Below are 19209 nucleotides of genomic sequence, written 5' to 3'. Positions count from 1 at the left end.
CCACCACCCGCTTCTGATTCCGGCCGCCCCCGCTTCCCTCCGCCTGAGTGAGTGCCCGTATGGATTTCGAACCGATCGCCGTCGTCGGCCGGGGCTGTGTGCTGCCCGGTGCGCTGGACCCGGACACGTTCTGGGCGAACATCGCGGCAGGGCGTACCAGTCTGTCGCCCGCCCCGGCGGGGCGTTGGCGGGTGCCGCGCCGCTGGGTCATGGGCTCGGTGGACGACCGCGCCGACCGCACCTGGACCGACGTCGCCGGTTACGTAGAAGGGTTCGAGTCCGTCTTCGACCCGAGCGGTTTCGCGGTCGGCCCGGAGGAAATCGGCGGCCTGGACCCGCTGTTCCACTGGGTGCTGTACGGGGCGCGTCAGGCGCTCGCCGAGGCGGGCCGCTCCGGTCCGCTGCGGCGCGGGGGGCTGGTGCTGGGGAACCTGTCGTATCCGACGCAGACCGGGGCCGCCTTCGCCGAGTACGTATGGCTGTCGCGGCAGCGGCCGGGGCTCCGTGACGCGCTGCTGCGCGGCGGGCGCCGGACGCGCCCCGACGCCCGCAACCGCTTCTCCTCCGGGCTGCCGGCGGTGCTCGCGGCGCGGGCGCTGGGGCTCGGTGCGGGGGCCTGGTCGCTGGACGCGGCCTGTGCGTCCTCGCTGTACGCGGTGAAGCTGGCGTGCGACCGGCTGCACGACGGCACGGCGGATGTGATGGTGGCCGGTGCGGTCAGCCGGCCCGATCCCCTCTATCTGCACGTGGGGTTCTGCGCGTTGTCCGCGACCAGCCGTACGGGGTGCTCCCGCCCGCTGCGGCAGGACGCGGACGGGCTGGTGCACGGCGAGGGCGCCGGGTTCGTCGCGCTGATGCGGCTGGCGGACGCCAGGGCCGCCGGTGTCCCGGTTTTCGGTGTGATCCGGGGTGCGGGGCTCTCCAACGACGGGCGCGGCGCCGGGCTGGTCAGCCCGTCCGAGGAGGGCCAGGTGCGGGCCATGCGCCTGGCGTACGAAGGGGCGGGGGTCGCGCCCGAGTCGGTGGGGCTGGTCGAGTGCCATGCGACGGGGACACCGGTGGGTGACGCCGTGGAGGCGCGGGCCATGGCCGCGGTCTTCGGGGCCGGTGGCGATGTGCCGATCGGCTCGGTGAAGGCCAATGTGGGGCATCTGCTGGCCTCGGCGGGTATGACCGGGCTGCTCAAGGTGCTCGGCGCGCTCGGTGCCGGCGTGCGTCCGGCGACGCCGGGGGCGGGGCGGCCGCTGGAGCTGCTGTCGGGTACGCCGTTGCGGATGCTGACGGAGCCGGAGGAGTGGACGGGGGCGCGGCGGGCGGCGGTGAGCGCGTTCGGCTTCGGCGGGACCAATGCCCATCTGATCGTGGACCATCCCGACCTGCCGGTCCGGGCCGGTGCGCCCCGGCCGGCGGTGCCCAGGCCCGCACGCGCGCCGGAGGCCGGGGCGAAGGCCGCGCCGGAGGCCGGGGAGGCGGCCGGGGAGGCGGCCGGGGCGACGACCGCGCCGGGCCGGGCGCCGGTCGCGGTCGTCGCGGTCGGGGCGCGGGTGGGCGACGGGGCGTCCGCCGAGGACCTGCGGCGGGCGGTCCTGGACGGCGAACGGCGGGGCCCGGCCTCGGAGTTCACCGTGGAGCTGGCGGACCTGTGCTTTCCGCCGCTGGCCCTGGAGCGGACCGGGCGCCATCAGCTGCTGGTTCTGGAGGCCGCCCGCGAGGCCGTGCGGACGGTACGGCTCCCCCGTGAGCGGACCATGGTGGTCATCGGGATGGGCGTGGACCCCGAGGTGGCACGGTCGGCGGCACGTTGGCGGGTTCCGCACTGGCTGGAGGAGGCCGGGCCGAACGCGGCCGTGCCAGTGGACCGGGCGCGGGACGCGTTCGGCCCGCCGATGACGGCGGAGGGGGTGGTGGGGAGCATGCCCAACCTGGCCGCGAACCGCATCAGCACCCAACTCGACCTGGGCGGTGCGAGCTTCACGGTGTCGGCGGAGGAGGCGTCCGGGCCGGTCGGGCTGGAGCTGGCGGTGCGGGCACTGCGGGCGGGTGAGGCGGACGCCGCACTCGTGGGCGCCGCCGATGTGTCCTGCGAGGCGGTTCACCGGGCCGCGCTGCGGAAGCTGGAATGCGGGAGCGAGCCGGGGGACGCGGCCGTCGTCCTCGTCCTCAAGCTCCTGGACGCGGCGCGCGAGGACGGTGACGAGGTCGTCGCCGTCCTCGACGAGGAGGGCGACGGCGAGCCCGATCTGGTCGTCGGTGACGGCCCCGACGCGGTGTTCGACCCGTCCGCCGCCTTCGGGCGCGCCCACGCGGCATCCGGGCTGGTGTCGGTCGCCGTCGCCGCGCTCGCCCTCCAGCACCGTGCGGTGCCCCGCCCGGACGGCCCCGCCGACACCGAGGCCGTCCCCCGCACCGCGCGGGTCGTGGTGGAGCCGCTGGACGGCCCGCCCGTGCGGGTGCGGCTGCGCGCCGGGGACGCCCGGCCGTGGCTGCGCGGGCCCGCGCCCGCGCTGCGGGTGTTCTCGGGTGCGGATCGCCGGGAGGTGCTGGCCGCTCTGGACGCCGACGCACCCGGCGGTGACGGCCCGGCGAAGCTGGCGTTCGTGACGGACGGCGGCGGGGTCGGCCCGGAGTCGCGGGCGGCGGCCCGCCGCTGGCTGACCGGGAGCGGGCCGCGTCCGGCCGGGGTGCGGTTCCGGGACCGGCCGGTCGGCGGGGAGACCGCGTTCGTCTACACCAACGGCTCGGCCGCGTACGAGGGCATGGGCCGCGAGCTGATGTCGGCGCTGCCCTCGCTCGGCGAAACGGTCCGGAACACCCATCACGCCCTCGGTACGCGCCTGCGGACGCGGCCGCGCCACGGGGTCCTGGAGCAGATCTGGGGCGCGGCCGAACTGGCGGCCGCGCACACGGTGTTCAGCCGCGAGGTGCTCGGGCTGCGCCCGGATGCCGCGCTCGGGTACTCCTCCGGCGAGTCCACGGCGCTGGTCGCGCTGGGGGCCTGGCCGGACGCCGCCGGACTGTACGAGGCGACCCGTGACAGCGGCCTGTTCAGCACCGAACTCACCGGCGAGCTCCGCGCGGTCCGCCGCTACTGGCGACGGCACGGTATCGACGGGTCGCGATGGTCGAGCCACCTCGTCGGGGCGGACGCGGACACCGTCCGTGCGGCCCTCGCCGGGGAACCCGCCGTCCATCTGATGGCGGTGAACGCGCCGGGCGTGTGCGTCATCGGCGGCGAGTCGCGGGCGTGCGCCGCCGTCGTGGCCCGGCTGGGCGCGGAGTTCGCCGCCGAGCTGGACTACGACCTGGCGGCCCACGCACCGGAGCTGGCGGAGGTCCGCGAGGTGTGGCGCGCGGCCCATCTGCGGCCCACCGTGCCGGTGCCGGGCCTGCGGTTCTACAGCGGGGCGACCGGGCGGGCGTACCTGCCGACCGCCGAACGGGCGGCCGACGCGGTCACGGCCCAGGGCATGGGCATGATCGACTTCGCGGCGATGGTGGAGCAGGCGTGGGCGGACGGCGTTCGCGTCTTCGTCGAGCACGGGCCGCGCAGGCTGTGCACGGGGTGGATCAAGCGGGTCCTCGGCGACCGGGAGCATGTGGCCGTGGCCCTGGACTCCCCGCAGGACACCGGGCTGCGGCAGCTGTGCCTCGCGGTGGCCGAACTCGTCGTCGCGGGGGTGCCGGTGCGGGCGGAGGAGTTGCTGAGCCGGCTCGCGGCCGCCGCGACGGAGCCGCCGGTCGCGGCGCCTGTCGTCACCGTACGTCCGTTGCCGCCGCCGCGGTTGCCCGAGGCCGCGATGGTCCTGCCGCGGGCGCCCCGGCTGGCTCCGGTGCGCCCGGCGGGAGCGGCGTCACGTGGTGGCGCCTCTCGCGTACCGGAGGGACGGCGTCCGGTGGCCCTGCCCGAAGCGACGAGCGGGCTTGCGGTGGGCGAAGATGCTCGGGTCGCCGCCGCCCGGCTGGGGGCGCGGGCGGCGAGCCTGCACCAGGAGGTGATGGCCCGCCACACGGAGGCCCACCAGCGCTTCCTACGGCTGTCGGCGTCGACGGTCACGGCGCTGACGCGCACCGGTGAGCCCGCACCGGACCGGGCGCACGTGCCCGCGCCGGCACCCGTACCGCAGAGATCCCCGCAGCCCGTTCCCGTACCCCTGGGGCCCGTCAGGCCCGGTCCCACGTTCGACCGGGCGCAGCTCGAATACCTCGCCACGCAGAACGTCTCCGTCCTGTTCGGGCCGCTGTTCGCCGAGCAGGACCGGTACGCGGTGCAGACCCGGATGCCCGGTCCGCCGATGCTGTTCGCCGACCGGGTCACCGGGATCGACGCGGTGGCCGGGGCGCTGGCCATGCCGGGGCCGGTGCGTACGGACGGCACGATCTGGACGGAGACCGATGTCCGGCGGGACAGCTGGTATCTGGATGCCACCGGCCGGATGCCGTCCGGCATCCTGATCGAGGCCGGCCAGGCCGATTTGCTCCTGCTGAGCTGGCTGGGGGTCGATCTCCTCAACCGGGGCGAGCGCGCCTACCGGCTGATCGGCTGCGAGGTGACGTTCCACGGTGCCCCGCCGACGATCGGCGACACGCTGCGGTTCGAGATCCGTATCGACGGCCACGCCGAGGCGGACGGTGTGCGGCTCGCCTTCTTCCACCACGACTGCTACGTGAACGGCGAGTTGCGGCTCAGTGTGCGCGACGGCCGGGCCGGATTCTTCACGCCCGCCGAACTCGCCGGCAGCGGCGGTGTCCGGTGGAATCCGGCGGACCATCCGCCGCAGGACGACGGTCTGCCGCTCAATCCGCCGACCGTGCGCTGCACGCGGCGCCGATTCGGCCCGGAGGCGCTGCGGGCCCTGGCGGAGGGCAGGCCCGCGGACTGCTTCGGCCCCGGCTGGGAGGCGACGGCCGCGCACGTCCGTTCGCCGCGCCTCGACGGGGAGCGACTGCGGCTGCTGGACGAGGTGAGCGAGTTCGACCCGGCGGGCGGCCCGTGGGGCCGGGGCTATCTGCGTGCCGAGACCGCGCTGAGCCCGGACGACTGGTTCTTCGCCGGGCACTTCCACAACGACCCGTGTATGCCGGGCACCCTGATGCTCCAGGGCGGCTTCCAGGCGATGGCGTTCTATCTGACCGCGATGGGGTACACCGTGGCGCGGGACGGCTGGCGCTTCGAGCCCGTCACCGGGCGGCCGTACCGGGCGATGTGCCGGGGCCAGGCGACACCGGAGAGCCGGCGGGTCGTCTACGAGGTGTTCGTACGGGGTGTGTCGGCCGGACCCGAGCCCACCCTCTACGCCGATGTGCTGGGTTCCGTGGACGGGATGAAGGCGTTCCTCGGCCGGAACGTGGCCCTGCGGCTCGTGCCGGACTGGCCGCTGACGCAGTGGCGGCACACGGGTCCGCCCGCCGTACGGACCGCCCCCGGCACACCGGCGCTCCCCCGCCCCACCGACCCCTGTCACGGCCAGGAGCAGCGGGTGGCCGTGGCGGCGGACGGCTTCCGGTTCGGCCACGACTCGCTGCTGGCGTGCGCGTGGGGGCGGCCGAGCGAGGCGTTCGGCGCGATGTACGAGCCGTTCGACGGCACCCGAGGCGTGGCGCGGCTGCCCGGCCCTCCGTACCACTTCATGAGCCGGATCGTCTCGGTGGACGGGCCGCAGGGCGGGATGCGGGAGGGCAGCGGCGTCGTCGCGGAGTACGACGTTCCCGAGGACGCCTGGTACTTCGCGGAGAGCGGCGGCGGCGCCATGCCGTTCGCCGTGCTCATGGAGACCGCGATGCAGCCGTGCGGCTGGCTCGCCTCGTACGTCGGGAGCGCGCTGACCAGCGACGTGGACCTGCTGTTCCGCAATCTCGACGGGAAGGGCACGGTCACCGGCGAGGTGACCCCGGCCACGCGCACCGTGCGCACGTGCGCCGAGCTGACGCGGATCGCCCGCAGCGGCGACATGGTCATCGAGACGTTCCGGCTGTCGTGCACGGCGGACGGCGTGCGGGTGTTCGACCTGGAGGCGGTCTTCGGCTTCTTCCCCCGGTCGGCCTTCGACGACCAGCAGGGCGTCCCGGTCCCGGCGGACGGCCGCGCCCGGCTCGCCGAGCCCTGCGACCGCACCGTCGATCTGACGGCCCTGCCGGACCGCTTCCGCGCGGGGCGGCTGCGGCTGCCCGGGCCCATGCTGCTGATGCTGGACCGGGTCACCGGCTACTGGCCGGACGGCGGGAGCGCGGGGCTCGGCCGGCTGCGTTCGGAGAAGGACGTCCGCGCGGACGACTGGTTCTTCCGGGCGCACTTCTTCCAGGACCCGGTGCAGCCGGGTTCGCTGGGCGTCGAGGCGATGTGTCAACTCCTCCAGTTCCACTTGCTGGAGAGCGGTGCGGGGGCCGGCATGCCGAACGCGCGGTTCGAGCCGGTGCTGCCGGACCGGGAGACGTCGTGGACGTACCGGGGGCAGATCACCCCGGCCCACCGGCTGATCCGGGTGGACATGGACATCGTGGAGAGCGGCCGGGACGCACGCGGCCCGTACGCGGTGGCGGACGCGACCCTGTGGGGCGACGACACCTGCATCTACCGCGTGCGCGGACTGGGCATGCGGGTGGTGTCGGATTCCTTGACCTCAAGTCCGCTTGACTTCCTAGCGTCTTCCTGAGTCAGCCGCCCGACGACAGGGAGTACCCGCACATGATCCTCGTGACCGGAGCCACCGGAAACATCGGACGCCCGCTGCTGACGGAGTTGCGCTCCTGCGGCGCGGGCCCGCTGCGGGGGCTCACCCGTGACGTCTCACGAGCCCGTTTCCCCGAGGGGGTCGAGGCCGTGGAGGGCGACCTCACGGTGCCGGAGTCGCTGGAGGCCGCCCTGTCCGGGGTCCGCGCGCTCTTTCTGCCGTCGCGGGTGGGCCCGGACGCCGACGTCCTCGCGGCGGCGCGGCGGGCCGGGGTCGAGCATGTGGTGCTCGTGTCGTCCATCACCGTCCTGTCCCACCCGCATCTGGGCCCGGCCGCCGAGAACCAGGAGGTCGAACGCCTGCTCAAGGACAGCGGGATGGCGTGGACGATCCTGCGGCCGACCCAGTTCGCGTCGAACGCCCTGATGTGGGCCGCCGCGATCCGGGCCGGGGACACGGTCCGCGCCCCGTTCCCGGACACCGGGCTGCCCACCATCCACCCCGCCGACATCGCGTCGGTGGCCCGGGCCGCCCTGACCGAGCCGGGCCACCGGGGGCGAACCTATCCCCTGACCGGCCCGGAGCCGGTGTCCGCCCGGCAGCAGGCGGCGGCCGTCGCGGCGGCCCTCGGCCGCGAGGTGCCGTTCGCCGGAGCGAGCCGGCAGGAAGCCCGGGCACCGCTGGCCGCCGTGTTCGGTGAGGCGGCGGCGGACGCGGTGCTGGACGTCATGGGCGGCGACGTCAACGACGAACTGCTGGCGGTGCGCGACACGGTGGAGCGGGTCACGGGCGCGCCGGGCAGGCCGTTTCGGCAGTGGGCCGCGGAGAACGCGGCCGCGTTCCGCTGAGCGTTCCCGCACCGGCGCGGCCCCGTGGTGGGGCTCAGCTCCCCGCTTCGGCCAGGGTGTGCGCGACGAGGGCGTTGGCGTGGCCGTGGCCCAGGCCGTGTTCGGCCTTGAGCCAGGCGACGAGTTCCATGTGCTTGGTGAGGTCGGAGGAGCGGATGAGTTCCTTCCACTCCTCGACGGGGCGGCCGTACTTCTTCTCGATGGACGGGAAGTAGCTGGCGGGTCCCTTGGGCGGTGTGGTCATGCCGGTGCCTCTCTGTGGTGGGGGTGGTGGTTTCGGGGGCGGGCCGCTTACGCCGTACGGTCCCCGGCGAAGAAGCCGGCGAGGACCGGGGCGAGGGTCTCCGGCGCGATGGTGTGCTCCTCGCCCTCGAAGATCCGCAGGGTGAAGTTGTCGCCGGCCCCGGCGAGTTCGCGGGCGCCGGTCTCCATGTGCGGTGCGCCCGCGTCGCCGCTGCCGACGAGGACGGGGACGGTGACGGAGGCCCAGCGTTCGAGGGGCAGCGGGCGGCCGGACATCGTGTCGCCCATGATCCGGCCGTCGTACGGGAGGGTGCGGGCGACGGCCTCCAGGCTCGCCCAGAACGGGGTCTGCCGCATGCCCGCGACGGCCTCGTCCGGCATGTCGATCGCCGCCGTCATGAAGTACGCGACGGCGTCCCCGTACGCCTCGCGGGCGACGAGTTCCGTCAGGTGTGCCACGTAGTCGGCGGGCAGCGGCGGCCGGCTGTCGTCGGTGATGAACGGCGGCTCGTACAGGGCGAGCCGGCCGACGGCGCTGCCCCGCGCCGTCGCCTCCAGGGCGAGTGCGGCGCCCGACGACATACCAAAGAGCATCGCGCTTCCGCCGCAGGGCCCCTCGATGAGCGCGTCGATGTCCTCGACCTCGCGCCGCACCTCGTACCCGGGGGCGTCCCCGCTGTCGCCCCGGCCCCGCCGGTCGTAGGTGACGACCGTGAAGTGCTCGGCGAGCAGCCCGGCCAGGTCGTCGGAGGCGCTCCGGGTCATGAGCGCGCCGCCGACCAGCAGCACGGCCGGGCCCGAGCCCCGCCGTTCGAACACGATGGCCGTGCCGTCGGCCGAGATGATCCTGTCCACTGTCGTGGTCATGCGTAAACCCCCATGAATGTGCCGTCGCACGGCACTCCGGTCACGGCCGGAGCGGCCGCGATCTGGAACTGGACGGTACAGTACTCACACGAGTACTGATCAGTCCAGTACTCTTTTTGGCGGTAGGCAGCAGCGGTGGACGAGGGAGAGAGGGCCCTGAGGATGGACGAACGGTCGGCGCGCAAGCACCAGGCGATCCTGGAGGCGGGGACCACCGTGTTCCTGAACAAGGGGTACGCGGGGACGAGCATGGACGACATCGCGAAGCTGGCCGCGGTGTCCAAGCAGACCGTCTACAAGCACTTCTCGGACAAGGAGAAGCTGTTCGCGGAGATCGTGCTCGCCACCACCGACCGCATCGACGCCATGGTCGACCTGGTCGCGGACATCCCCGCCGACGCCGGAGCGCTCACCGAGAACCTGACGCGGCTGGCCCGCCAGTTCCTCACGGCCCTCACCCGGCCCCAGGTCATCCAGCTGCGGCGGCTCGTCATCGCCAACGCCGACGCTTTTCCGGAGCTGGGCGCCGCCTGGTACGAGCAGGGCTTCGAACGGGTCCTGGCCACCCTGGCGGACACCTTCCGGCGCCTCACCGAGCAGGGGCTCCTCAAGACGCCGGACCCGCTCCTGGCCGCCCACCACTTCTCCGGTCTGCTGCTGTGGATTCCGGTGAACCGGGCGATGTTCCACGGCGGCCCGCAGCATTCCGCCGCAGACCTGGACCGGCTCGCGGAGGGCGGCATCCGCGCCTTCCTGGCCGCCTACGCCTGAGCCGCCGCACGCGCGCGGGGGCGTGTACGGCGGCTCGGGGCGTGTGCGGCGGCCGGGGGCGTCTTCGTGCCTTCGTCGCGTTACGACTCCTCGCGGAGCTGGGCCGCCACGGCGGCCAGCGGGCCGGTCTCCTCGGTGTGGCCCAGCGGGGTGAGCCGGGCGATCGCCGTGTCGAGGCGGGCGAGCGCCGGGGCGGTGCGCTCCAGGTAGACGCCCTCCACGACCGCCGCGAGGCGGACGCACTCGGCCCACTGCGCGGCGTGGAACCGGTCCGGGCCCGGTTCGCCCAGCTGACCCACGGCCTTCTCCAGCGCGGCGAGGGATTCCTCGTACTGCCCGGCGTAGGCGTGGACGCGCCCGTGCTCGTAGGCGAGGGCGGTGTCCAGGGAACGGCCGCGCGGCTCGAACGCGGCGGCGCGCGCGGCGTCGGCTATCCGGCCCGCTTCGGCGAGGTGGGCGAGGGCGTCGGCCAGGCCGTCCGGCCCCTGCTGTTCGGCCTGGAGGCGGGCGAGTTCGCGCAGGGCGTTGCTGAGCTGTTCGTAGCGCGGGGCGCGGCCGTGCGCGGCGAGTGCCTGGGCGAGGGCTTCGCGGGCCGGGCCGAAGTCGCCCGCCTCGCCGAGGAGCACCGCCGTCTCGGCGGCGATCATGGCGTGGCTCCCCGGATCGTCGTCCCAGCCGGCCGATTCGGCGGCGAGGGCGACGAACTCCGCCGTGGCGGCCTTGAGATCGTCGCCGGCGTGCAGTGCCCGCGCGCGGATCAGGCGGAGTTGGGCCGTGAGGCGGTCGTCCAGCCCGCCGTCGGCGACGTCCGGCTCGGCCAGGACGGAGTCGAGCAGGGCGATGGTGTCCTCCACCCGCCCCAGGTCGAGGCTCAGCTCGGCGGCGTTGCTGTAGGTGCAGTACGCGCGCGCCCGCTGGTCGCGGCGCAGGTCCAGCTCGGCGGAGCGCGTCAGCTGCCGCAGCGCCTCCTCGGGACGGCCCAGGTACATGCACGTTTCGGCCAGGTCGCCGTGGAGACCGGCGGTCTCGGCGACGGTGACCGGCCACTCGGCTGCCAGCCGTACGGCTTCGGCCAGATCCGTGTACGCCTCCTCCGCGTCCCGCAGGCCGATCCGGAGCCGGCCGCGCAGCCCGAGCGTACGGGGCAGGTGCCACGCGGGACCGTGCTCCCGCAGCAGGTCGACGAGGGCGTCCAGTTCCGTGACGGCGGCGGGCAGGTCGCCGGAGATGGCGCGGGTGCCGGCCCGCAGGAGTGCCGCGCCGGAGGTCTGCGAGGCGAGGCCGTGCCGGGCGGCGAAGGCGTGCAGCAGCTCCACCTCGGCGTATGCCGCCGCCGCGTGTTCCTCGCTCTGCACGGCCTGGAAGCGCAGGCCGAGGGCGGTCGCCCGCAGCCGCAGCAGGCGCCCCTCCTGGTACGGCGCGAGGCCGGGCGTCTCCTCGTGCAGCCGGACCGTGCGGGCGTGGACGGCGGTCAGCGCCGCCGCCTGCTTCTCGGGCCCGTCCCCGTCCGCCGCCTCCGCCTCGGCGAGTGCGCCGCAGGCGGCGGCGACGGCCGCCTCGCCCGGCAGCGCGGCGTCCTCGTAGAGTCCGGCGGCCTCTTCGTAGAGGTCAGCCGCCTCGGCGGGCTGGTTGCCGTCTCCGGCGCGGGCGGCCTCGTCGGCCAGCAGGTCCGCGCGGAGCCGTACGAGCGGGCCGACGACCGGGTCGTCGGGGTGGGTGTAGCCGGGGGCGGTGATCAGTGTGCGCAGCCGGGCCCAGCAGAGCTGGGCCTCGGGGTGCCCCCGCTGTTCCAGTTCCCTGGCCCGGGCGACGAGTTCGGGCACCGATTCGGGGAGGGCGGGGGTCTGGGGGGCGGCGGGTGCGGCGACCGGGTCGGCCGGGGACAGGTCGTCGAGGGTGCGGACGCGCAGGGTCAGTTCGAGCCGGTCGAGGAGCGGTGCGCGGTCGAGGCGGGTCCTGCGCCGGTCGGCGTGGGCCGTGGTGCCGTTGCGGGCGTCGAAGCGGGCGGCGAGGTCGTCGGCGCGGCCGCGTACCTCGGTGCGCAGTGCGGCGACGGTCCAGGTGCGGCCGGCGTATCCGGCGACGGGCAGTTCGGCGTGGCCGAGTCGCTCGACGCGCTGGAGAAGGACCTCCACGCCGGTGAGGAAGTCGTACTGGTCCTCGGGTGAGTCCACGTCCTCGAACAGGACCCGGTTCTCGGCGAGCAGTTCCAGGCCGCGGGCCTCGTTGCCGGTGAGCGCGCAGAACTCCAGGTGGCGGCCGACCTCGCCGGCCATGGAGGGGTTGCGGCGGGAGCCGCGGTAGCCGGCGAGGTGCACGGCGCGGGCGCGCTCGGTGTCGCCGGTGCGCAGCAGGGGCAGCAGTGCGTGCGAGAAGGAGCGGGCGGGCTCCTCCTGGCAGCTCTCCTTGCCGTCGAGGACGGGTTCCCAGGTGCGCAGGGCGCGGGCGTCGTCGCCGGTGGCGAGGTGGTGGAGGGCGCGTTCGCAGATCTCGCAGGCTTCGCAGTCGCTGAGCGGGGTGCGGCTGCGGGCCGCCCACAGCTCGTAGGCGGTGGTGGCGTCGTCCGTGCCGGCGTGGGCGGCGAGGAGGTGGACCTGTCCGTAGTAGGGCTGGAGGCCGAGGCCGGCCTTCTCGTACCGGTCGCGCATCTCGGTGAGCCACTGGCGCAGGGCGCTCAGCGGGATCTCGGGCAGGGCGCGCAGGGCGTTCGCCACCCATTTGAACCGCCAGAACAGCAGATGGCGCAGTTGCTCGGTGAAGATGTCGGGCTGCTCGTCGAAGAGGTTGAGCAGGCGGGCGAAGACGACGGGCGCCTTACGGGGTTCGGCGCCGTAGGTGTACGCCTCCTGGAGGGCGAGGAGGGCGCGGACGAGGGCCAGTGGGTCGTCGAGCTGTTCGGCTGCGTCGGTGAGTTCCTCGGCGGCGATGGTACGGGCGCGGCCGTAGGGGCGCTGCTGGTTCTCCTGGAGCCCGGCGTACAGCTCGTCGGTGTTCTGGGGTGCGGTGGGCATCGTCAGCTGTCCTTGCGGAGGGCGTGGGCGAGGAGGTCGAGGAAGGAGCGGTTGATCAGGCTCGATTCGGCGGGCCTGAGCGGGCGCCGGGACAGCAGGGCGGCCTGCCCGTACAGGGCTTCGGCGCTGGTGCGGGCCAGTTCGGGTTCGTCGATGGCGACGGCCGTGCGGACCAGCGGGTTGAGCTGGTTGAGGATCAGCTGCGCGCGCGGGGCCTCCTGGCGCAGGGCGCCGAGGATGTCGCCCCATACGCCGCCCTGCTGTTCGCGGGCGAGCTGGGAGCGGGTGCGTTCGTGCCGGGCGTCGCGGCTGTCGATGAGGAGGGCCGGGGCGGAGGCGGGCTGGAAGGTGCGCAGGGCGACGTCGCAGTCGAAGACGGCCAGCGCGTCGCGGGCCATCGCCAGGTAGGGGGCCGCGGCGAGTTCGGTCTCGCGCTCGACGGGGTCGAGGTGGGCGGTGAGGGTCGCCGGGTCGAGGTCGGCGACGCTGACCTCGGGCCGGATCTCGGGGAGCCGGTGGACCAGTTCCCGGTCGTAGGTGTAGCCGCCGTTGACGACGCCGAGTCCGGCGGCCGAGGCGATCGCGGCGACCTGCCGGAACTCCTCCACGCTGTTCGTCACGAGCACCGTGCGGTGGGTGCGGGCGAACTCGTCCAGGCTGGTGCTGCCGTCCGTCGTCTCGAAGGGCAGCCAGGGCAGCAGCATCCGCAGGATCTCGTCGTCGTGCACGGCGAGCGACTTGACGGCGAGGTGGTGGGCGCGCAGGAAGCGGGCGAGGAGTTCCGGGTCGCTGGCGGCGACGCGGGAGATCCAGGCGCGCAGCCGTTCGGCGAGCGCGTCGCGTACGGCGGCGAGGGTGTCGTCCTCGTACAGGGATTCGCGGGAGGCCGTGGGGCGCAGGCTCTCGGCGTCCACGACGCAGCGGACGAAGAACGCCCACTCGGGCAGGATCTCCTCCGCCTGTTCGGAGAGCAGCATGCCCTTGATGTGGACGCGGTGGCCGTGGCGGCGGCCGGTGGGCACGGCCTCGGGGAGGACGCAGGCGATGCCCTTGAGCCCGACGGCGGGCAGGTCCAGGTCGATGGTGTCCAGCGGCTCGAACCCGAAGACCTCCGTGCCGTACGCGGCGAGGGCGCGGGAGCGGGCGCCCGGTGTCGGGTGGTTGCGGGCCCAGGGGGCGGGTTCCGGGTTGACGCGGGCGCCGGGGCCGCCGGTTCCGTCGTCGAAGGTGACGGGGTGGCGCAGCAGGGAGCCGTACTGCCGGGCCAGGGCGTGGACCTGGGTGGGGCGGGTCCACTCCCCCGCGTCGGCGCGCGGGGTGAGGGTGACGGTGGTGCCGGGGCGCGGGTGGGCGGTGGCGGGCAGGGTGCGGACGGTGTAGCTGCCGTCGCCGCGTCCGCGCCATTCGACGGCGGGTGCGTCGGGGGTGCGGGCGGAGCGGCTCACGACGTGGATCTCGTCCGCGACGAGGAAGCAGGAGAGCAGGCCGATGCCGAACTGGCCGATGAAGTCGCCGCGCTGTTCGGCGATGCGCTCGGCGCGTTTGCTGCTGCGGCCGATGGTGGCGAGGAAGGCGTGGACGTCGTTCTCGGTGAGTCCGACGCCGTCGTCCTCGATGCGTACGACGGTTTTGTCGGCGTACAGGCGGATGCCGTACGCGTCGGCGGCGGCCGGTTCGAGGGTGTGCCGGGCGGTGAGCGCGTCCACGGCGTTCTGCAGGAGTTCGCGCAGGTAGACGCGGGGGCTGGAGTAGAGGTGGTGCGAGAGGAGGTCGACGAGGCCCCGGAGATCCACCTGGAAGGTGCGGTCGTCGCCGGGCTGGGTGGAAGCGGTGTCGGGCGGAGTCATCGGCAGTCCGGGGGTGAGGCGGGCGGATGGGGTGGCGGCGGGTGCGTTCAGACGCGGCGCTGGTGGCGGGCGAACTGCTTCTCGGGTTCGCCGAAGTAGGCCCAGGGCCAGCGGGTGAAGGCGCCGTCGAGCGCGTGGAAGACGCGCTTCGCCGTCTGCCGCTCGTCGGCCAGCGACAGGGCCATCGCGAAGATGTTGAAGTCGTGCTGCCAGCCGGGGCTCCGCCGGTGGGCGGGGTGCAGGATGCTGTGTTCGGCGGCGCGGCGCAGCTCGTACTGGATCTCGGGGGTGCGCAGGCAGTCCGACTCGTCCGACTCCACCCAGTCCTCGATGTGCGCCATGGCGATGACGCAGCCGAGCCGGTCCCCTTCGGGGGCGCGGGAGAACGCGTCGCGGGCGAACCGCATGGCCTGGCCGGGTTCGCCGCTCCAGCGGGGCTGCAGCTGGGACAGCCACTCCAGGTGGGTCTCCAGGTCCAGCGGGGCGCGGCGCAGGGCGGCGTCGCGCCGGACCTCCGTGATGTCGGCTCCGAGGGACATGCCGCGGCCGGACATGAGGAGCTGGCGCCAGGGTGTGACCCACTCCGGGCGCAGCTCGGCCGCCTCCAGCAGGTGTTCCTCGGCGATGCGGAGCCGTTCGAAGAAGGTCTGCCACTGTTCCCGTGTCACGTTCGCGGCCCGTGCTCCGGTGCGCGCGTCCCAGCCCCATCTGATGTGGCGTGCCCCGGAGATGAGGAGGGCGGTCGCCCGGTGTTCCTTGTCCTCCTCGACGGCCCGGCCGATCCATTCCTCCACGCCGTCGAGCTCCGCGAACTCGCCCAGGACCCGGTGGTCGGTGCCGATGTCGAAGGGGGCCAGTGCCGTGCGGACGGCCTCCCAGTCCCCGGCGTCGGCGGCTTCCACCAGCGCGAGCACCCGGGTGTCGCCGAGGGCGCGCAGGGTGTACATGCCGTTCTTCGGTTTGCGCGGGGCCGGAAGCACGTGCGGGTCGGGCGCCGGTCTCGCCTCGTCCCTGCCGAAAAGCTTGCCGAACATACAGCGCCCTCCCCTGGTCCCGCCTGATCGTTCGGTGCAGCATAAGCGCCGGGGCGGGCCGCGGCTCCACAGGGTCTTCACGGGTGCTCCACGCCTCCGGTACGGGGTGCGTGCGGCGGTGCGGTCAGGCCCGCGCCTCCGTCAGGGCCCTCTCGAACTCCTCGTACGCGGCGGCGTCGAAGAGCACGAACCGCACTTCTTCGACCGGGGCGGCGGCCTCGGCCAGCACGGTGCGCACGGCGATGCGGGCTCCGTCGTCCATGGGCCAGCCGTAGACGCCGGTGGAGATCGCGGGGAAGGCCACGGTACGCGCGCCCAGCTCGGCGGCCACGCGCAGGGATGTCCGGTAGCAGGACTCCAGCAGGGCCGACCGGTCCTCGGCCGCGCTCCACACCGGCCCGACCGTGTGCACGACCCAGTGGGCGTCGAGCCGGCCGGCCGTGGTGGCGACGGCGCGGCCGGTGGCCAGCCCGCCGCCGTAGTGCGAGGCGCGCAGCTTCCGGCACGCGGCGAGGATTTCGGGGCCGCCCCGGCGATGGATCGCGCCGTCCACTCCGCCCCCGCCGAGCAGGGAGGAGTTGGCTGCGTTGACGACGGCGTCGACGGACTGCCGGGTGATGTCTCCCCGCACCAGGGTGACTTCGACGGCGGAAGGTGTGCTCATGCGGCCATCATGCCGGGGCCGGCCGGGCGGCCGGTCGGGGCTCCGGGGAATCCCGTTGCGGTGTGATCATCACACCGTTTACCGTCTCGGTCATCGGCGTGTAGCTCAGTCAGGAGAGCACCGGGCTCTGGACCCGGAGGGCGCAGGGGCGGAACCTGCCACGTCGGCTTATGAACGACAACGCTGAGCAGCAGCCTCTCGCAGCGGCCACGTCCTACCCGGAGAGCCGGCTGGCGGCGGCCTTCGTGACCGCGCTCACCCATCAGGACGCCGAGACCCGGCACCGCGCCGAGATCCGCGGCCGGCAGTGGCAGGACGTCCTGGCCGCCATGACGTCCGGCCGGGTGACGGTCGGTTCGCGCACCCCCGTGGCCGGATTCCCGTCCTGGGTGACTCCGGAGGTGCTGCGGGGCGGTTTCCCGACCGGCGCCGCGAGCGCGGGCGGCCCGCTCCAGGAGCACGAGACCGCGGCCGCGCGGGACTTCGGCGTGCCCGCCGAGCGGCGCGCGCTCTTCGCCCACTGCCTCACCGAACCGGGGCTCGCCCGGCTGTGGGACCTGCTGGACAGCGGCGCCTACGAGGTCGGCGTGCCCGAGGAGGCCGCGCTGCTCACCGTCGCCTGGCTGGTGCGCCACGGGGAGTCCGGCGCGGCCTTCGCTCTCGTACGGGAGCTGGAGCCGTTCGCCGACCGGCTCCGCTTCCTACCCCGCCCGGCCGGCCGCCCCGGCCCGGACGCGGGCGCCTGCGTCCACCGGCGCACCGTCGCGGACACCGCGGGCACGCTGGGGCGGCGGCGGCCCAACACGGCCGTCGAGACGCAGCGCGAGGCGCTCGCCGTGTGGCAGCCGTTCGGCGACGAACTGCTCGTCCACTGGCTGGCCACGGCGCGCGACGGCCGGGTTCTCGCGCTCGTCCCGGACGCCGGCTGGCAGGCCCGGAGCGAGGAACTCCTCGGCCGGTACCGGGAGCTGGCGGCGCGGCACACCCTGTGCGGCAAGCACCGCGACCCCAAGGAGAACCTGGGCATCCTGTGCGGGGCACTGGAGGAGGTCGTCGCGCGGCGGCCGCTCACGGCGCGCCGGCTGGGTCTGCTGCGGCACGCCGTGCGGTCCATGGTGCGGCGCCGGGGCCTGCCCGGCTCCGACGCGCACCTCGCCCTGCGCCGCCGCCAGGCCACGCAGGCGGCGCTCCCGTCCCACCACGCGCTGGCCCAGCTGATGCTGCGCCGGCTCGCCGCGCTTCCCCCGGAGACGGGCATCACCGATGTCGCCCCGTACCTGTGCCCGGTGACGGTGCGGGAGGGCGAGGACACCGGTCTGCCCGCCGGGGCCGTGATCCCGGCGGCCATCGGCCGGGCGGTCGAGGCCGCGCTGAGCGCGCCGCTCGCCACGCTCGTCGAGCGCGGGGTGGTCCCGTCCGCCGAGGTCATGGCGGAGCTGGTCCCCCAGCTCGTCGCCGCCGCGACCGCGCACGCGTACGACGACGAGACGCTGCGCGCCCTGATGGCGGCGAACTACCGGGCGTTCCGCAGGCGCCGCTCCCTGCTGCTGCTCGACCTGGCGCAGCAGGTGCGGGTCGAGGAACTGCCCTGGGTGCGGGCGGTTTCGGGCCGGCGGTCCGCCGTACCGGGCGCTTCGGACGACGACGGCGCGCTGTCCGTGCTGCGGCAGCTGGGCGAGCTGGCCGTGCAGGCGTTCCCCGGAACGCTGCTGCCCAATCCGCTGGTGCGGGAGTTCGGTGTGCTGGGCCGTCAGTGCGACCTCGGCGCCCCGTTCGTGGAGGAGCTGGCCGCCGACATCTTCATGGGGACGTTCGGCCCGAAGTTCCTGAAGGCGGCGCGGATCGCCGGTGATCTCCTCGGCGGCACGCTGTACGAGCGCTACTACGGCATCGACTACGACGCGATCCGCAACCTGGCGATCGTCGAGGCGAGCGAGGCCTTGGCCCGCGCGGGCGGCGCCCGGACCAGTCCCGGGTTCGCCCGGCTGTGCGCGGAGCGGGCCGGAGCGGCGACACGGCAGTGGTCCACGGCGGCGAACGGCGTGGTCATCGAGCAGGCGCAGATCCTCACCACGCACAACCTGGCCACGCTGGTGGGCCGGGTGGGCATCGCCCCTCAGCCCGGCTGGGCGGATCTGGCGCACCGCTCCTTCGTCACGGTGTGCCGGCTGGTCACCCGCGTCCAGGGCGACCCGTGGCCGCTCCGCACGATCAAGGACGCCGCGTACGCGTGGCGGCAGATGGTCTTCCACCTGTCCCTGTGCCCGGAGGCGGAGCGGCGGCGGCTCGTCGCCGGCCTGGCGCGGGAGGCGGCCCGCCACCCCGCCCATGCGGCCACCCGGCTGGCCCCGGCCCTGGCGGGCCTGTCCCTGGTCGCGGAGGGCGGCGCCTTCGGGGCGGACGGCACGGCGGACGGCGGACGGGCGCGGCGCTTCACGGGGTGGACGACGGAGCGTCACTGGATGCGGTGAGGCGGGGAGCCTGGGGCGTGTTCCGAAAGTCCCGCAACTCCTCCAGCCGTTCGAGGTCGTCGTGCGCCGACTTCCGCTCCTGCGGGGTGAGCCGGATGCCCGCCGCCCTGGCTAGTGCGGAGGCCGCCGTCGCGTCGTCGCCGAGGCGCCCGGCGATGTCCGCGCGCAGGACGAGGAGGCGCAGCAACCGCACCGGGGTGGGCTCGTCGCCCTGAAGATTCAGTACGCGGTCGATGACGCGCGCCGCGCTCGCCGGGTCGTCCTTGGAGTCGGCGAGCAGGGACGCGTGGTGCAGGGCCCGCTCGAAGGTCCCCTCGGGAGCGGGCCGGTGGTGATGGTCCGGGCTGATCGGCTGCCCGACACGCAGGCAGTTTCCGCCGGGATCGGTCACCAGGAACTGGCGCACGCCGTACGAGGTGTCCTTCAACGGCCCGATCCGCGGCAGCCCGCGCGTGGGAACCCTCCCGTACGCGGCCTTGAGCCCGGCCCGGAAGGCGTGGTGCAGGGCGTCGACGTCGTCGGTCCGGATGTAGCACGTGCTGTAGGAGGCGGCGGGCTCGTACCCCTTCATCCCGAAGAAGTGCAGCTGTATCCCCCCGCGTTCCACGACGGCGTACGGGTTGGGGCTGCGCTGCTGGAAGGTCACCGCGAATCCGAGAGCGGCGTAGAAGTCGATGACGGGCTGAATGGCCCGGCAGGGCAGCATCGGAATGGTCGTCTCAGTCACACCCAACAGTCTAGTCAAACTTGACTACTGCGTGTCGGACTTCCGGACTCCTCTCCGC

At 74.3% G+C, this 19209-nt stretch carries 11 protein-coding genes and 1 tRNA gene; 5 read left to right on the top strand and 7 right to left on the bottom strand.

From position 1 onward, the window contains the following. Nucleotides 1-59 precede the first annotated feature (59 nt). Nucleotides 60-6650: a polyketide synthase gene (locus DNK56_RS17430; RefSeq protein WP_111335066.1), complete on the top strand. Its 6591-nt coding sequence runs from the start codon at nucleotides 60-62 to the stop codon at nucleotides 6648-6650. Between the two features lie 32 nt (nucleotides 6651-6682). Continuing rightward, a complete protein-coding gene (locus tag DNK56_RS17425) occupies nucleotides 6683-7516 on the top strand; it encodes an SDR family oxidoreductase (RefSeq protein WP_111335064.1) in 834 nt (277 codons plus the stop codon). A 34-nt stretch (nucleotides 7517-7550) separates the two neighbouring features. Here the strand turns inward: DNK56_RS17425 and DNK56_RS17420 are convergent, their stop codons facing one another. Both DNK56_RS17420 and DNK56_RS17415 read right to left on the bottom strand, forming a co-directional pair. Beyond that, entirely contained in the window at nucleotides 7551-7760 is a 210-nt protein-coding gene (locus DNK56_RS17420; RefSeq protein WP_111335062.1) for a DUF4287 domain-containing protein, read from the bottom strand. 47 nt (nucleotides 7761-7807) lie between these two features. Continuing rightward, nucleotides 7808-8614, bottom strand: a complete 807-nt coding sequence (locus DNK56_RS17415; protein ID WP_111335944.1) for an alpha/beta fold hydrolase — start codon at nucleotides 8612-8614, stop codon at nucleotides 7808-7810. Nucleotides 8615-8788: 174 nt separating this feature from the next. Here DNK56_RS17415 and DNK56_RS17410 point away from each other — a divergent pair, with 174 nt between their 5' ends. Beyond that, the gene (locus DNK56_RS17410) at nucleotides 8789-9397 is read left to right on the top strand and encodes a TetR/AcrR family transcriptional regulator (RefSeq protein ID WP_111335060.1); all 609 of its coding nucleotides are present in this window, start codon (nucleotides 8789-8791) and stop codon (nucleotides 9395-9397) included. Between the two features lie 80 nt (nucleotides 9398-9477). On the opposite strand, the gene DNK56_RS17405 is transcribed toward DNK56_RS17410, so the two are convergent. From DNK56_RS17405 to DNK56_RS17390, 4 genes are all read right to left on the bottom strand, one after another. Next, a complete protein-coding gene (locus tag DNK56_RS17405) occupies nucleotides 9478-12408 on the bottom strand; it encodes a hypothetical protein (protein WP_111335058.1) in 2931 nt (976 codons plus the stop codon). A 2-nt stretch (nucleotides 12409-12410) separates the two neighbouring features. Then, nucleotides 12411-14255, bottom strand: coding sequence for an HSP90 family protein (locus DNK56_RS17400; RefSeq protein ID WP_111335056.1), 1845 nt, complete (start codon nucleotides 14253-14255; stop codon nucleotides 12411-12413). Nucleotides 14256-14302: 47 nt separating this feature from the next. After that, nucleotides 14303-15289, bottom strand: coding sequence for a hypothetical protein (locus DNK56_RS17395; protein ID WP_111335054.1), 987 nt, complete (start codon nucleotides 15287-15289; stop codon nucleotides 14303-14305). Between the two features lie 124 nt (nucleotides 15290-15413). Continuing rightward, nucleotides 15414-15953 carry an O-acetyl-ADP-ribose deacetylase gene (locus tag DNK56_RS17390; protein ID WP_111335052.1) on the bottom strand — a complete coding sequence of 180 codons (540 nt, stop codon included), beginning with the start codon at nucleotides 15951-15953 and terminating at the stop codon, nucleotides 15414-15416. A 94-nt stretch (nucleotides 15954-16047) separates the two neighbouring features. On the opposite strand from DNK56_RS17390, the gene DNK56_RS17385 reads away from it, so the two are divergent. Together DNK56_RS17385 and DNK56_RS17380 are read left to right on the top strand one after the other, a co-directional pair. Further along, a tRNA-Gln gene (locus tag DNK56_RS17385) sits at nucleotides 16048-16120 on the top strand. Nucleotides 16121-16123: 3 nt separating this feature from the next. Further along, nucleotides 16124-18424, top strand: a complete 2301-nt coding sequence (locus DNK56_RS17380) for a hypothetical protein (RefSeq protein ID WP_111335050.1) — start codon at nucleotides 16124-16126, stop codon at nucleotides 18422-18424. Here the strand turns inward: DNK56_RS17380 and DNK56_RS17375 are convergent. Beyond that, complete coding sequence (locus DNK56_RS17375) at nucleotides 18387-19151, bottom strand: bleomycin resistance protein (RefSeq protein ID WP_111335941.1); 765 nt, start codon at nucleotides 19149-19151, stop codon at nucleotides 18387-18389. The two genes, DNK56_RS17380 and DNK56_RS17375, sit on opposite strands and share 38 nt — an antisense overlap. Nucleotides 19152-19209 lie beyond the last annotated feature (58 nt).

The organism is Streptomyces sp. AC1-42W, assembly GCF_003248355.1.
Lineage (GTDB): Bacteria > Actinomycetota > Actinomycetes > Streptomycetales > Streptomycetaceae > Streptomyces.
This window is presented reverse-complemented; position numbering and strand designations above follow the sequence as displayed.

Bases quoted from the DNA above. Each gene is read 5' to 3' on its own strand.
- DNK56_RS17430 (WP_111335066.1), top strand. From the start codon at position 60: ATGGATTTCGAACCGATCGCCGTCGTCGGCCGGGGCTGTGTGCTGCCC.
- DNK56_RS17425 (WP_111335064.1), top strand. From the start codon at position 6,683: ATGATCCTCGTGACCGGAGCCACCGGAAACATCGGACGCCCGCTGCTG.
- DNK56_RS17420 (WP_111335062.1), bottom strand. From the start codon at position 7,760: ATGACCACACCGCCCAAGGGACCCGCCAGCTACTTCCCGTCCATCGAG.
- DNK56_RS17410 (WP_111335060.1), top strand. From the start codon at position 8,789: ATGGACGAACGGTCGGCGCGCAAGCACCAGGCGATCCTGGAGGCGGGG.
- DNK56_RS17405 (WP_111335058.1), bottom strand. From the start codon at position 12,408: ATGCCCACCGCACCCCAGAACACCGACGAGCTGTACGCCGGGCTCCAG.
- DNK56_RS17400 (WP_111335056.1), bottom strand. From the start codon at position 14,255: ATGACTCCGCCCGACACCGCTTCCACCCAGCCCGGCGACGACCGCACC.
- DNK56_RS17395 (WP_111335054.1), bottom strand. From the start codon at position 15,289: ATGTTCGGCAAGCTTTTCGGCAGGGACGAGGCGAGACCGGCGCCCGAC.
- DNK56_RS17390 (WP_111335052.1), bottom strand. From the start codon at position 15,953: ATGAGCACACCTTCCGCCGTCGAAGTCACCCTGGTGCGGGGAGACATC.
- DNK56_RS17380 (WP_111335050.1), top strand. From the start codon at position 16,124: ATGAACGACAACGCTGAGCAGCAGCCTCTCGCAGCGGCCACGTCCTAC.